The sequence below is a fragment of the Anaerorhabdus sp. genome (assembly GCF_036637135.1).
In the GTDB taxonomy this organism is placed as follows: Bacteria; Bacillota_I; Bacilli_A; order Erysipelotrichales; family Erysipelotrichaceae; genus Anaerorhabdus.
On the sequence record NZ_JAVWNC010000027.1, the window covers coordinates 1 to 15121 of the forward strand.

A 15121-nucleotide genomic window follows, 5' to 3' on the forward strand; every position below is an offset into this window, starting at 1 on the left:
ATGTGTTCAAATGATGATTATGTCTGATTTTTACAATTAAATTTCAATCTAAACTCTTATAATTAATTTAGAAAAGGAGAGTGTAAAAATAGATGAAATTTAATGAAGTAAAAATGCGTGTTTTAGTAAGAAAAGATTATGGTGCATGTTTTGATTTTTACAAAGATATAATTGGATTAGTACCTGTATGGGGAGATCGCAATGGACCATATACAAGCTTTGCAACAAGCATAGATGAAGCACCATGTTTTGCAATATTTGATGGAAGGAACATGGCTATGTTTGATGGGTATACCCAACCTGTATCAGACATTCAACCTGATTCAGTTGTAGCAATCATTCCATCAGAGAATATTGAGGAAGACTATAACAAACTTAAGAATTTGGGCGTCGAATTCTTGAGTGAGCCAAAAACTATAGAAGAATGGGGTATGCGTTGTACTTATTTTAGAGATCCAGAGGGAAATTTATTTGAACTAAATGATGCAAGCACAATGTAGTGGTAATGAATAAGTAACAAAAGGCAAGCTATTTTGTATAGCTTGCCTTTAAAACGATAAAAAAAGAAGATTACTCTTCTTCAGTTTGAATCATTATTAAGCTTCAATTGCGTTAACTGCTTTAGCTAAACGAGCTTTTTGACGAGCAACATAATTGTCATGTTTAATATGACTAGTGATTGCTTTGTCTAATAAAGAGTTAGCTTTGTTTAAAGCAGTAGTTGCTGTTGCTTTATCTTTAGCTGCTACTGCTGCAAGAACGTCTTTAATTGCAGTTTTAAGTGCAGTTTTTTCCCCAGCTTTTGCAACATTTCTCTTTAAGTTAGTAATTGCACGTTTCTTTTGAGATTTGATATTTGCCATTTGTACACCTCCTGTTATTTAACCTCTAGAATTATAACAAACCACGGCTTAAAATGCAAATAAGAGATGCAAGTTTGATAAATTAAATAATTGAGTATAAATTGAGATATGGTGTAAAATACAAAGTTAAAGACTTTAATCTTTCAAGATAAAAGGTTATAATCAACCAAGAGGTGACTATTATGGATAAACCAAGAGTAATATTTATGGGTACACCACAATTTTCATGTGGGATATTGGATACATTAGTAGAAATGGGTGAAAATGTTGTTGCTGTAGTGTCTCAACCTGATCGCAAGGTAGGGAGAAAACAAGAAATACAAGAAACTCCTGTCAAAAAAGCTGCATTAGCTTATGGAATCCCAGTGATTCAACCAGAAAAAATTAAAGAAACACCGGATGATGTTTTAGCGTATAAACCAGATATCATTATTACCTGTGCTTATGGACAATTAATTCCAGAATCAATTTTAACAACTCCTAAATTCAGATGCATTAATGTTCATGCATCATTATTACCAAAATATAGAGGTGGGGCACCAATTCATTGGTCAGTGATTCATGGTGATGCTGAAACTGGGATAACAATTATGTATATGGCAAAAAAGATGGATGCTGGAGATATAATTACTCAACAAAGTATACGTATTGAGGAAATGGATACAACTTCTTCAATGTTTGATAAACTCGAAGTAGTGGGTAAAGAACTACTCAAGAAAACATTACCTTTAATTTATAAGGGTGATTTTGTTTCGATTCCGCAAAAGGAAGAAGAAGTTACTTACGCGTGGAATATTGAAAAGGAACAAGAATTTGTTTCATTTAAAAGAGATGTAACGGTTGTATATAATCACATACGTGGATTAATTAGTTGGCCAGTGGGACATGGACTCCTGGAAGGAAAGAAAATTAAGTTACATAAAGTTCATCGAATTTTGAAACAACACCAAGATCAACCAGGTCTATGTATAGGCTTGATTGATGATGGCTTTGTTGTTGCATGTGAGGGGGGTTACATCTATATTGATGAACTCCAACTTGAAGGAAAATCAAAAACATTAGCCAAAGATTTTTATCATGGACAAGGTAAAAATTATGTTGGAAAGTTTTTTGAATAACATTGACTTCAAGATTGAAAAAGGGTATTATCTTCAAGGATACCTTTAAGATAGCACGAGATGCTATTAAGGAAGTACAGTAATGGAATGATTACGAGTCTTTTTACTTAAGGGTAAAAGGGCTCTTTTTTTTCGATAGGTATCCAATGAGGAGGGTACGATGAAAAAAAATAAGTTAGCGATTCAAATGTTTATTGGTATGATTTGTGGTTTAGTAGTAGGTGGAGGATTTTTATTTTTGCGAGAAAATTTACTTGCAAATGGAAATGCAGACTTGTGGACGACAATCAATAATCTATTATTTATCGATATTTCACAAGAGGGGGCAACACAAGGTATTGGTATTTTATTTATCATAGGACAATTATTTGTCAATGCATTACAAATAATTATTGTTCCAATGGTATTCACATCTATTGTTATTGCAATGTGTCGCATCACTGATACAAAGAAATTAGGTAGAATTTCATATAAGACAATTCTATTATTTGCACTTACAGGATTCATCGGAATTTTATTTGCAGGTATTGTGGGAATGGTTATCTACAATATGGGATTATTCAATGTAGCAGTAGAAGGACTTAATGCTGCAACAGGTTCAACAGGGAGTAATCCATTAAATGTATTCTTAGGTATTATTCCAAATAACTTACTTGCTGCATTCTCATCAAATGGTAAAGTATTATCAGTTGTATTTGTTGCGGTTGTAATTGGATTAAGTATTAATGTATTAGATGGTAAAGTTACAGTTCTTAAGAAAATTTGTGAAGAAGTAAATGAAATTATCACGATTTTCTTAACATTTGTTATTACTAAATTTGGACCATTCGCAATCTTTGCTCTACTTACACGAACATTTGCGATTTATGGTGTTGAACATTTAAGACCAGCATTAACCTATGTTGTTACTACTGTTGTATGTTTATTAATTTATTTAGTTATTGGGTATGCTTCATATATTTCATTACTTGCGAAGTTAAATCCAATTCCTTACTTAAAAAAGATTACAAAAGTATCGGTATTTGGATTCTCAACATCATCAAGTGCTGCAACATTACCAATGAATATTCAAACGACTGTTGAAGAACTTGGAGTTAAAGATGAAGTTGCATCTTTTGTCTTGCCATTAGGAATGACAGTGAATATGAATGGTACTGCTATCATGCAAGTTATTGCGACAATCTTTATTGCTGCAAGTGCCGGGTATGATATTAATTTCATGAGTATTATCTTTATTGGTGTATTAGCTCTAATAGCAAGTGTGGGGACACCCGCAGCACCTGGAGCAGGTGCAGTTATCTTATTTACAGTATTAAGTGGTATGGGTTTTACAAATGATGCTGCTATCTTAGCATATTCACTCATTCTTGCGATTAACCGTCCAATTGAAATGCTAGTTACTTCGTTGAATGTTGTAGGAGATAGTACTACTGCTATAATTGTAGCTAAAAGTGAAAACTTATTTGATGAAGACATCTATAATAGCTAACAGTTGAAGAAATTCAACTGTTTTTCTTTCTTGTTTGAATTAGTTTTGTTATAATAGTCTAGCACATGTTAGGAGGTGTTTTCATGGATCAATCCAAAATCCGAAATTTTTCAATCATTGCACATATTGACCATGGAAAGTCAACGCTTGCAGATCGTATCTTAGAACTTACGCAAACAGTTCAACTTCGTGATATGACAAACCAAATTCTTGATTCTTTGGATTTAGAAAGAGAACGAGGAATTACGATTAAACTAAATGCAGTACAATTAAAATATAAAGCACAAGATGGAGAAGAGTATTTATTTCATCTAATCGATACACCAGGTCACGTCGATTTCACGTATGAAGTATCACGTTCATTAGCGGCGTGTGAAGGTGCTGTGTTGGTTGTGGATGCAGCACAAGGAATAGAAGCACAAACACTTGCGAATGTTTACCTTGCACTCGATAATAATCTTGAAATTATCCCAGTCATTAACAAAATAGATTTGCCAAGTGCAGATCCCGAACGCGTAAAGCATGAAGTTGAAAATGTTATTGGCTTAGATTGTTCAGAGGCACCATTAATATCCGCAAAGAGTGGATTAAATGTTGATCAAGTGTTGGAAAGTATTGTGAAACATGTTCCATCACCAAAAGGAAATCCTAATTCACCATTACAAGCACTTATCTTTGACTCAATTTATGATTCTTATCGTGGGGTAATTACCTTTGTGCGTATTAAAGAAGGTACGCTCAAAGTAGGGGATAAGATTCGTTTTATGGCTACGAAAGCTGAATATGAAATCTTAGAATGTGGAGTACGTAATCCAAAAGAGGTTAAACTGACTGAATTATCATGTGGTATGGTTGGATGGTTCGCTGCTTCAATCAAATCAGTACAAGATGTTCATGTAGGTGATACAGTAACGACTTGCCAAAATCCATCAATTGAACCACTTGTGGGGTATCGTAAAATGAATCCAATGGTTTATTGTGGATTGTATCCAACGGATGCAGATAAATATAATGATTTAAGGGATGCATTAGAAAAATTGAAATTAAATGATGCAGCACTTCAATATGAAGCAGAAACATCTCAAGCGCTTGGCTTTGGATTCCGCTGTGGGTTCTTAGGTTTACTCCATATGGATGTCATTCAAGAAAGACTTGAAAGAGAATATAACTTAACACTTATTGCGACTGCACCAAGTGTTATCTACAATGTATATCTTACAGATGGATCGATGCTAACGATTGATAACCCGGCTCATATGCCTGAGGTTCAACGTATTGAACGAATCGAAGAACCATATGTCAAAGCTGAAATCATGGTTCCTAATGACTATGTAGGACCTGTCATGGAACTTTGTCAAAATAAACGTGCAGTTTATAAAGAAATGCATTATATTGATGACGGAAGAAATCAATTAGAATATGAAATTCCATTAGGAGAAGTTGTATTCGACTTCTTTGATCGATTGAAATCAGTAACAAAAGGATATGCTTCATTTGATTATGAACTTATTGGATATCAACCAGGTAAACTTCAAAAGATGGATATCTTGTTGAATGGTGAGGTTATTGATGCACTGAGTATCATTGTCCACAAGGATTTTGCTTACAATCGCGGAAATGCGATTACCGTAAAATTAAAAGACTTGATACCTAGACAACAATTTGAAATACCTATTCAAGCGGCAGTAAATGGAAAAGTCATTGCTCGAACTAATATTAAATCATTACGTAAAAACGTTTTGGCTAAATGTTATGGTGGAGATATAACACGTAAAAAGAAATTATTAGAGAAACAAAAAGAAGGTAAAAAACGAATGAAGTCTGTGGGTTCAGTTGAAATTCCACAAGAGGCTTTCATGGCTGTACTTTCTATGGATGAAAATTAGGTTAGTGAGAAATCACTAATCTTTTTTTATTTTTAGTGTTGACAGAAATAGCCATAGTGTATATAGTGTATATATACACTATGGAGGTGAGCGATGAAGATACTTTTATATAAAGAAGATAAAGATCCATTTTATCTGCAAATTGTAAAACAAATCAAAACACAAATTCTCAATCATTCACTCTCTGCAGGCGATTGCTTACCATCAATGCGCATGTTGGCAAGTGATTTAAGAATTAGTGTAATCACAACAAAAAGAGCTTATGAGGAGCTAGAAAAAGAAGGGTTCATTGTTACTGTATTAGGAAAAGGTACTTTTATTACTGATAAAACGGTAAATGTCATCAGTGATGAGCATCAAAGAGAATTCAATAAAGCAGTGGACGAATTATTACTACATGGCAAAGCGCTACAATATTCAATCGATGATATTGTAGTAAAAATTAAGGAAAGAGGTAAATAACATGCTAAAATGTGAAAATGTCAGAAAAGAATTCACAGGATTTACATTAAATAACATTAATTTAGAAATACCAGAAGGTTCAATTATGGGACTCATTGGTGAAAATGGAGCAGGTAAATCTACATTGATATCGTGTATTCTAGGAAGTATACTTAAAACTTCAGGTTCTATTAAGATATTTGGAAAAAGCCAAGAAAGTTTAACTCGATATGATAAAGAAGACATAGGCGTTGTTCTAAGTGAATCTACATTGAATTCATTATTAACTTGTAAAGATATCAATTGCATTATGAAAGCAATGTATACTCGATGGGATTCAAATTATTTCTTTGAATTTTGTAAGAAACATAATTTAGCGTTGAATAAGAAAATTAAGGATTTTTCTAAAGGTATGCAAATGAAATTGAGCATTAACATAGCATTATCTCATAATCCTAAACTTCTAGTTCTAGATGAAGCAACTTCAGGGCTAGATCCTGTAGCACGTGATGAATTACTTGATATTTTCTTTGATTTTGTAAAAGAAGGAAATCGTTCTATTTTAATTAGTTCACATATTTTAAGTGATTTAGAAAAAATATGTGATACGATTACATTTATTTCAAAAGGTGAAGTTAAACTGAGTGAAGAAAAAGATGAACTAGAACAAAAATATTGCATCATCAAATGTGATGAAGAAATTTTGAAAACAATGAATAAAAAAGACATCATTGGTATTCGTAAGAATCCATATGGTATTGAAGCTTGTATACTAAGAGAATCATGCCCAAGTGGTATGATGAGTGATAATGCAAATATGGAAGATATTATGGTGTTTGCAAGCAAGGGGGTAAATTTATGAAAGCAGCAATAATTAAAGATTTTCTATCTTGTCGTTTATACCTTAAAACATATGCAGTGTTTTCATTGGTATTCATGGTAGTAGGTATCGTTACAAATAATCCATTCTATTCAGCAGGTATTTTCATGATTGTTCCTGTAATGTGTTTGACTTCTACATTTGCACTAGATGAAAATTCGAAATGGGAAAGACTGGCATTATGTTCAACATTAAGTAGAAAAGACTTAGTCAATGCAAAATATGCAGTAGGTTTCATACTTATGATAGTTGGGTTTGCGTTGAATCTATTTACAATAACATTTGTAACTAAAGTATTTCTTGATTCCATCGCAACAAGTGCAGTATTTATGATTTTATCATTATTTTACATGAGTGCATTGATTCCTCTTATGTTTAAGTTTGGTGCAGAAAAATCAAGAATATATACAATGGGTATATTAGTTGTCCCTGCAGTAATCGTTCTCGGTTTAGTTAGTTTATTTGAAACAAGAATGGATATGATTTTATCGAATCCTATACTCTTGATTTCGGGATTGGTTATCTTATTTATTGTGTTGTTAATTATCTCATATTTCATTTCAATAAAAATCGTGAGTAAAAAAGATTACTAGAAGTTGCTGATTTCAGCAACTTTTTCTTATTCTTAAGTAAATTGTAAGAATTTGCATAGTAAATCGTTTGATTTATAGTTTAAACTATTAAATAGAGGGATAGTTATGGATAAGAAAACAATTGTAGTCGTAGATGATGAAAAAGAGATTGCAGACCTAATTGAAGTATATTTAGTAAATGAGAATTATAACATTTACAAATTTTATAATGGGAAAACAGCTCTCAATTTTATTAATGAAAATGAAGTTGATTTAGCATTACTTGATGTTATGTTGCCTGATATGGATGGCTTTACCTTATGTAAAACAATAAGGGAAAGATTTTTATTTCCGATTATGATGGTTACGGCTAAGGTAGAGGATATGGATAAGATAACAGGTTTAACTTTAGGAGCGGATGATTATATTACAAAACCGTTTAATCCTTTAGAATTGGTTGCTAGAATTAAAACTCAACTACGTCGGTATACACGATACAATCAAAGTGATAAAGAAAAAGATAATTTAGAGATTGGTATTCGTGCATTGCAAATATGTAAGACAAATCGTAAATGTCACTTAAATGGAAAAGAAATTGCACTTACACCAATTGAGTTTGATATACTTTGGTACCTTGCAGAGCGTCAAGGTAAAGTTATTCCGACAGAAGAACTATTTGAACAAGTATGGAAAGAAAAATACTTTGATAGTAATAATACCGTCATGGCACATATTGCAAGATTGAGAGATAAAATGGAGGAACCTACACGTAAACCAAAATATGTAAAAACCGTGTGGGGAGTGGGGTATACAATTGAATAAGAAGAATAATCAATTAGCGAATCAAATTCTATTACAATATATTGTTACCTTAATTATCTTTATTGTAGGTATACCATTATTAATTGTTCTTGCAATAATGATTGCATCAAATCAAACATGGTATGCAAATGATCCATTATACAAATTACTCCGATCAATGATGGATTATTTTTTCATTATTATTGGATTTATTTATGTATCTGGAATTCTTGGAATTACAATCTATTTTATGAGAAAACCAATTGAATATATGGATGAGGTTGTGGAAGCAGCAAGGACTTTAGCAAATCCAAAAGATGAAGTGATTTATTTATCAAAAGCACTAGGGAGCATTGAAGTTGAACTTAATTTGGCAAGAGAACAGGGTATAAGGAATGCAATGGTTGCAAGAGAATCTGAACAAAGGAAAAATGATCTTGTTATCTATTTAGCACATGACTTAAAAACTCCACTAACTAGTGTTTTAGGATATCTATCCTTACTAAAGGAAGAACCAGATCTTACACCAGAGACTAGAGCGAAATATACAAATATAGCATTTGAAAAAGCTGAGCGATTAGAATACTTGGTAAATGAATTTTTTGATATTACGCGATTTAATCTAACAACACAAATCTTACAAACAGAAAAAGTAAATTTGAGTTTTATGCTAGAACAAATCTGCTTTGAATTCTCGCCAATTTTAAAAGAAAAGAATTTAACATTTGATTTACATATTGATCCAAATGTTGAATACATTTGTGATTCGAATAAGTTAGAGCGTGTATTTGATAATTTAATTAGAAATGCGATTAATTATAGTTATGATGATACTCAAATAACTCTCTCACTGAATGAAACCAATGAAAGCGTGGAAGTTAAAGTATTGAATCAAGGAAAAACAATTCCCAAAGAAATTAGTAATCGTATTTTTGAACAGTTCTTTCGTCTTGATACATCACGTCAATCAACAACTGGTGGAACAGGATTAGGATTAGCTATAGCAAAAGAAATCATTGAATTACATAAGGGAGAAATCCAAGTGAAAAGTGAGAATGAAGAAATTGAATTCACGATTCAATTGCCAAAGGAGTTGTAAGTGTTTCGTAAGAAACACTTACGTATTCTGTTAGAAACTATCATATTTAATTCAAATACAAGAGTCTCAATTTTTGTACGATAAGTATAGAAAGTTGGGACTTTTTATTTTCCTAAGAGGTACGGCATGAGAAAACGATTAACGCAAGTATTTCCATTTTTATTACCAATCCGTAAGAAGCAAAAACTATTTTGTTTCTATACAAAAATGAGTTTAGATTCAAATACTTATGTAAAAGAGGTTATGAAAACAACGCTACCATTTGTTCAATATGAAACAACATCACAATTAATAAATAAGAACACGGGTTTCGATATTAAGTATCAAGAAAACAAGGTGTTTAATCTTATTCTCGCTATTGAACCAATAGATGGAATTATGATAAAACCAACGGAAACTTTCTCCTTGTGGAGATTAATTAGATACGCTGATAAGGTTACTCAATATAAAGAAGGTTTAACAGTTGTGAATGGAGAAACAATTGCATCAGTGGGTGGAGGTTTATGCCAATTAAGTAATTTACTTTTCGATTTATTTCTACATTCACCATTAACAATTATAGAAAGGCATGGACACCGTATGAAAGAGTTTCCTGAATTATCAAATCATATAGTAAAAGGAATAGATGCAACGATTGCAGAAGGATGGTTAGATTTAAAAGTTGTAAATGAGACAAATCGAACATATCAAGTGAAATTAAATATTCAAAATAATGAAATAACAGCGACATTATATTGTGATAAAGAACCTGAATATGATTATGAAATCATCAATGATCATCTACATTATTTCTATAAAGATAAACAATGCATTGAAGAAGTTGATGTTATAAAAGTAATCAAAAGTCGAACAAATAATGAAAGTGTGAGAATAGAAAAATGCTATACAAATCGATGTATCATCGCATACGAACTACCAAGTGAAATTAAAGTTGAGGGAGAAAAGTAATGAAGAATATTGGAATTATATTTGGTGGAAAATCACCAGAATATAGGGTTTCATTAGAATCGGTTACATCAATACTAAATGAAATGAATAAGGAACTATACAATCCTATCTTAATTGGTGTCTCGAAAGAGGGTACTTGGTATAAGTTTAATGGCGATATAGCAAAAATTGTAGAAGATACATGGGTCAATCATGATGATTGTATACCTTGTTTATTATCACCCAATCCTGCTGATTCAAAGCTACTTGTATTGAAACAAAATAAAATAGAATCGATTGTTCTAGATGCGGTATTTCCGATAATGCATGGTGCAAATGGAGAAGATGGAACAATACAAGGGTATATAAAATTATCAGGTATTCCCATTGTGGGTTGTGATATTTTGGCATCAGCGCTATGCATGGATAAATATCGTTCTCATCAACTTATTTCTAATGAAGGAATCCAATGTGCAAAAAGTCATGTTTTTAATCAATCCACAATTCATTTGATTTCGGTATATTGTGATGAAATTGGATATCCATGTTTCATGAAACCTGTGAATGCAGGATCATCGTTTGGTATCAGTAAGGTAAATAACAAAACAGAATTAAAACAAGCAATTGATCTAGCGTTTCAATATGATCATGAAATTATTGTTGAAGAATTTATCAATGGGTTTGAAGTAGGTTGCGCAATTATTGGAGATAAAAACCTTATAGTAGGTAGAATCGATGAAATTGAATTATCAGAAGGTTTCTTTAACTTTGATGAAAAATATACACTTAAAACATCCTCAATTCATGTGCCTGCACGAATTAGTATTGAAAAAGAAGAAGAAATAAAAGAAACAGCAAAAAGAATTTATAAAGCATTAGGATGTTCAGGGTTTGCACGAGTTGATTGTTTTATCAATCAAAAGAGTGAAATTATGTTTAATGAGGTAAACACAATTCCAGGATTTACTGCTCATAGTCGCTTTCCATCCATGTTAAAAGCGATAGGGTATACATTTCAAGAGATAATCACCATGGTTATTGAGGAGGCATTCAACAATGAAGAAAGTTAAATATACACGTGATATCATTCATACTGGATATTGTATCCTTGTAAATCAATTTCACCCCTATGTTGAAAACAAATGTCTTATGAATTTAGTTCCTCTACAATATGAGCCAACTATTTATTTAAATATGGATGCGAATGATGCGTTAAATCAGATTATGGAAAAAATCAATGGATGGGATTCAATTGTTCCAATAAGTGGTTATCGTTCATTTGAGGAACAATCAAAACTTTATAAGCAATCTCTATTAGAAAATGGTGAAGAGTTTACTTCAAAATTTGTAGCTCTTCCAGGTTGTAGTGAACATCAAACGGGTCTTGCGATTGATTTAGCACTAAAAACAGATGATATTGATTTCATCTGTCCTGATTTTCCATATGAAGGAGTTTGTCAAAGGTTTAGAGATTTAGCTCCCCTGTATGGATTTATCGAACGATATGGAAAAAAAGTTGAATCAATTACACATATCGCGCATGAACCATGGCATTTTAGATATGTTGGTTACCCACATTCTTTGATTATGAAAGAATTAGGTATGTGTTTAGAAGAATATTGTGAGTATATTCAAACCAGACTTGATGATGAAAATGTATTGGTATATAAGAAAGATGATGAAAGTTGTGAGGTAAGTTATATACCTTGTGTTGATAATGAATTAGAAGTGATGATGGACGATAAGAGTAAATGGTCTTTATCTGGTGATAATTGCGAAGGACTGATCTATGTACAATTTAGATAGAGAATACGGTGGATTTGATGTATTCAAATTCTTTGCATCTATTTTAGTTATTACAGTACATGTTGGTCCATTGTTACAAATCAATTCTCAGCTTAATTTCCTATTAACGGGTATTTTAGCACGCATCGCTGTACCATTCTTTATGATGGTAACTGGTTTCTTTGTATTAGCTCCAGCACTAAATAAAGGGAGTACTAGTAAAATAAGAACTTCAATTCAAAAAGAAATGAAGTTGTATGTCCTAGCGATATTGATTTATTTACCACTTAATATTTATGCAAATCAATTACCAGCACTTAATCCATTGGCGATATTCAAATTTTTATTAATGGATGGTACTTTTTATCATTTATGGTATTTTCCATCAATGATCATTGGACTCATTATTACATCTTTGTTATGCAAAAAATTTTCGGCTAAGATGGTCTTGTATATCAGTTTTATTTTATTTGGAATCGGGTTGTTTGGAGATAGTTATTTTGGTTTTATAATCAATAATGATGTAATAAAAGGTATTTATGATATTGGGTTCATCTTTTATGAATATACAAGAAATGGCATATTTTATGCACCGGTATTCTTGATGTTAGGTGCAATTTTGCACTCACGAAAAACAATTAATAAACAAAATTATTCTTTACTATTTTTTGTTATTAGTTTATTTCTTATGATATTTGAAGGAATATATTTGGAAATAAATCAAATGACGCGACACAATAGTATGTATTTATTTTTAATTCCAACAATGATTTTCTTATTTGATTATTTAAGAAATCTCAAAATGAAGAATCATATTTATTTGCGAAAAATGTCCACATGGATTTATATACTTCATCCTTTTATAATTGTGATCATACGCGGAATTGCGAAAGTATTAAATATGTCTTCAATTCTAGTTCATAATAATCTAGTGTTATTTATTTTATGTACTGTTTGTTCTATATTGGTATCGTATGTGATTGTTAAGTGCTCATCTAACGATAATCAAAGAAATAAGAAAACACGTTCATGGATAGAAATTAGTGAATCTGCATTAAATCATAATATCAACGTATTAAAGCAAAAACTACCAAGCGGATGTAAACTTATGCCAGTATTAAAGGCAGATGGTTATGGGCATGGAGCAATACAAATTGCTAAAATATTAAGTAAACAAAAAATCAAGATGTTTTGCGTCGCTACAATTGATGAGGGAATTGAACTTAGAAGAGCATTTATACAAGGAGACATTCTGATACTAGGGTATACACCTTTAGAAAGAATCAATGAAATAAAGAAATATAGACTAACTCAAACGCTTGTAGACTATCAATATGCATATTCGATAAATCAAATGAATAAAAACATCAAGGTTCATATTGCAATAGACACAGGTATGCATCGTTTAGGAATTCCTTCAAATGAAATCAATCGAATTATAGAAGTCTTGAAGATGAAAAAAATTGGTATTAAAGGTATTTTTACTCATTTGTGTTGTGCAGATGGTTTAGATGAACAAAGTAAAGAATTTACGTGTTTACAAATTGATCGATTTAAGGAGTGTGTAAATAAGATAGGTAAAACTTTAGGTAAAGTTCCGAATCAACACATCCAATCAAGTTATGGATTGATTAACTATAGTTTAGATCAAGTTGATTATGCCCGGATAGGTATTGCATTATATGGAGCAATTGAATGTCAACAAATGAAACTAAAACCTGTCCTGTTTTTAAAATCGCGTATTACAACCATTAAACGGCTCCAACAAGGTGAAGGTGCAGGTTATGGGCAAATGTTTAAAGCTAATCATTCAATGAAAATTGCGATTGTAGCAATTGGTTATGCAGATGGATTATCAAGACTGTTGTCATGTGAAAAAGGGAATGTAATCATTCACGATCAAGTAGTTCCAATCATTGGGAGAATCTGCATGGATCAATGTATGATTGATATAACAAACGTTAATGATGTTCAGGTAGATGATGAAGTTATCTTGATTGGTTCATCTGAATCATGTCAAATTACAGTGACAGATGTTGCGAATGAGTCCAATACAATACCCAATGAAACGTTAGTTCAATTAAAAAGTAGATTACCTCGTATATTAGTTAATTAAGATGCAAAAGATTATGGTAAAATAAACTTGAGGTATTCCAATGAAAGCTTTATATATCCATGTACCATTTTGCGATACAATTTGTGCATATTGCGATTTTTGCAGAGTTAAAAGCAGTCAACCTATTATAGAAAAATGGTTGGATGCTTTTCAAGTAGAAGTAGAAGATCGTTTAATTGAAAATGAATATGACACAATATATATTGGTGGGGGAACTCCAACTTGTTTAAATGAGGTTCAACTGGAACGTTTACTTAAATGTATTCAACCCTATACCAAGAATGTTGAAGAATATACAATAGAAATTAATCCGGAAACACTAACGCTTAAAAAATGTTCTATTTTAAAAAAGTATGGCATAAATCGAGCAAGTATTGGTGTGCAAACTGTAAATGAGGATTTATTAAAATTAATCAATCGTAAACATACAAAAGAAGAAGTTATACAATGTATTAAATGGTTGAAGAAAAAGGGAATTACGAACATTTCTTGTGATTGTATGTATTCTTTGCCAACGCAAACAATAAGTGATGTGGAAGATACACTAGCATTCATTAGTTCTCTAGATATTCCTCATGTTTCTATTTATAGTTTAACCATTGAAGAGAATAGTCAATTTAAAAAAGATGGTTACTCATCTCTGGATGAAGATATGGAAGCAGATATGTATGAGTTCATTATCAAGTATTTAGAAAGTCATTGGTTTATTCAATATGAAATCAGTAATTTTGCTAAGCCAGGATATGAATCTGCACATAATATGCATTATTGGAAATATGATGATTTTGTTGGTTTATCAATAGGTGCTAGTGGTAAAGAAGAAAACTGTCGTTATGATTGTACAACTAATTTTATGGAATATTTCCGACATAATTATTTCAAAGAAATAATCCCGTTATCTCAAGGAGATCAAATGTTCGAATTCATTATGATGGGATTACGATTAAAAAATGGATTTGATATGAATGATTTCAAAAAGAGATTTCAATATGAATTTAGTGAAGTATATAAAAAAGAACTACAAGAAGCAATGGATAGAAATCTGCTTGTAGTTCAACAAAATAAAGTTAAATGCAGTGAACAAGGTTATAAAATTTGTAACACTGTGATCGAAATGTTTATGAAGGACAACAATTAAGTTGTC

At 31.5% G+C, this 15121-nt stretch carries 15 protein-coding genes; 14 read left to right on the forward strand and 1 reads right to left on the reverse strand.

Annotated elements, in window-relative coordinates; genetic code table 11:
- Window positions 1-92: 92 nt before the first annotated feature.
- Window positions 93-500: a VOC family protein gene (locus RR643_RS06485; protein WP_332482721.1), complete on the forward strand. Its 408-nt coding sequence runs from the start codon at window positions 93-95 to the stop codon at window positions 498-500.
- 96 nt (window positions 501-596) lie between these two features.
- Here the strand turns inward: RR643_RS06485 and rpsT are convergent, their stop codons facing one another.
- Window positions 597-863, reverse strand: a complete 267-nt coding sequence (rpsT, locus tag RR643_RS06490; protein ID WP_332468656.1) for a 30S ribosomal protein S20 — start codon at window positions 861-863, stop codon at window positions 597-599.
- A gap of 182 nt (window positions 864-1045) precedes the next feature.
- Between rpsT and fmt the strand changes: the two genes are divergently transcribed.
- The 13 genes from fmt (at window position 1046) to hemW (ending at window position 15115) form a co-directional block, all read left to right on the forward strand.
- Entirely contained in the window at window positions 1046-1981 is a 936-nt protein-coding gene (gene fmt, locus RR643_RS06495; protein WP_332482722.1) for a methionyl-tRNA formyltransferase, read from the forward strand.
- A gap of 160 nt (window positions 1982-2141) precedes the next feature.
- Window positions 2142-3470, forward strand: coding sequence for a dicarboxylate/amino acid:cation symporter (locus RR643_RS06500; RefSeq protein ID WP_332482723.1), 1329 nt, complete (start codon window positions 2142-2144; stop codon window positions 3468-3470).
- Window positions 3471-3553: 83 nt separating this feature from the next.
- A complete protein-coding gene (gene lepA, locus RR643_RS06505; RefSeq protein ID WP_332468653.1) occupies window positions 3554-5356 on the forward strand; it encodes a translation elongation factor 4 in 1803 nt (600 codons plus the stop codon).
- A 93-nt stretch (window positions 5357-5449) separates the two neighbouring features.
- Entirely contained in the window at window positions 5450-5818 is a 369-nt protein-coding gene (locus RR643_RS06510) for a GntR family transcriptional regulator (RefSeq protein ID WP_332468652.1), read from the forward strand.
- A gap of 1 nt (window position 5819) precedes the next feature.
- Window positions 5820-6659 (forward strand): ABC transporter ATP-binding protein, encoded by an 840-nt coding sequence (locus RR643_RS06515; RefSeq protein WP_332468651.1) that lies wholly within the window; start codon window positions 5820-5822, stop codon window positions 6657-6659.
- Window positions 6656-7270 carry an ABC-2 transporter permease gene (locus RR643_RS06520; RefSeq protein WP_332468650.1) on the forward strand — a complete coding sequence of 205 codons (615 nt, stop codon included), beginning with the start codon at window positions 6656-6658 and terminating at the stop codon, window positions 7268-7270. The genes RR643_RS06515 and RR643_RS06520 overlap by 4 nt, the downstream gene beginning before the upstream one ends.
- Before the next feature lie 105 nt (window positions 7271-7375).
- On the forward strand, window positions 7376-8071 hold the full coding sequence (gene vanR / locus RR643_RS06525; protein WP_332468649.1) for a VanR-ABDEGLN family response regulator transcription factor: 696 nt from the start codon (window positions 7376-7378) through the stop codon (window positions 8069-8071).
- Window positions 8064-9149 carry a sensor histidine kinase gene (locus RR643_RS06530; RefSeq protein WP_332482724.1) on the forward strand — a complete coding sequence of 362 codons (1086 nt, stop codon included), beginning with the start codon at window positions 8064-8066 and terminating at the stop codon, window positions 9147-9149. Before vanR ends, RR643_RS06530 begins: the two co-directional genes overlap by 8 nt.
- Window positions 9150-9275: 126 nt before the next feature.
- On the forward strand, window positions 9276-10097 hold the full coding sequence (gene vanW / locus RR643_RS06535) for a glycopeptide resistance accessory protein VanW (protein WP_332482725.1): 822 nt from the start codon (window positions 9276-9278) through the stop codon (window positions 10095-10097).
- Complete coding sequence (gene vanG / locus RR643_RS06540) at window positions 10097-11146, forward strand: D-alanine--D-serine ligase VanG (protein ID WP_332482726.1); 1050 nt, start codon at window positions 10097-10099, stop codon at window positions 11144-11146. The genes vanW and vanG overlap by 1 nt, the downstream gene beginning before the upstream one ends.
- Complete coding sequence (locus tag RR643_RS06545) at window positions 11133-11882, forward strand: M15 family metallopeptidase (protein WP_332482727.1); 750 nt, start codon at window positions 11133-11135, stop codon at window positions 11880-11882. Before vanG ends, RR643_RS06545 begins: the two co-directional genes overlap by 14 nt.
- On the forward strand, window positions 11866-13977 hold the full coding sequence (vanT, locus tag RR643_RS06550; RefSeq protein ID WP_332482728.1) for a serine racemase VanT catalytic subunit: 2112 nt from the start codon (window positions 11866-11868) through the stop codon (window positions 13975-13977). Before RR643_RS06545 ends, vanT begins: the two co-directional genes overlap by 17 nt.
- A gap of 40 nt (window positions 13978-14017) precedes the next feature.
- Window positions 14018-15115 (forward strand): radical SAM family heme chaperone HemW, encoded by a 1098-nt coding sequence (gene hemW, locus RR643_RS06555; RefSeq protein ID WP_332482729.1) that lies wholly within the window; start codon window positions 14018-14020, stop codon window positions 15113-15115.
- Window positions 15116-15121 lie beyond the last annotated feature (6 nt).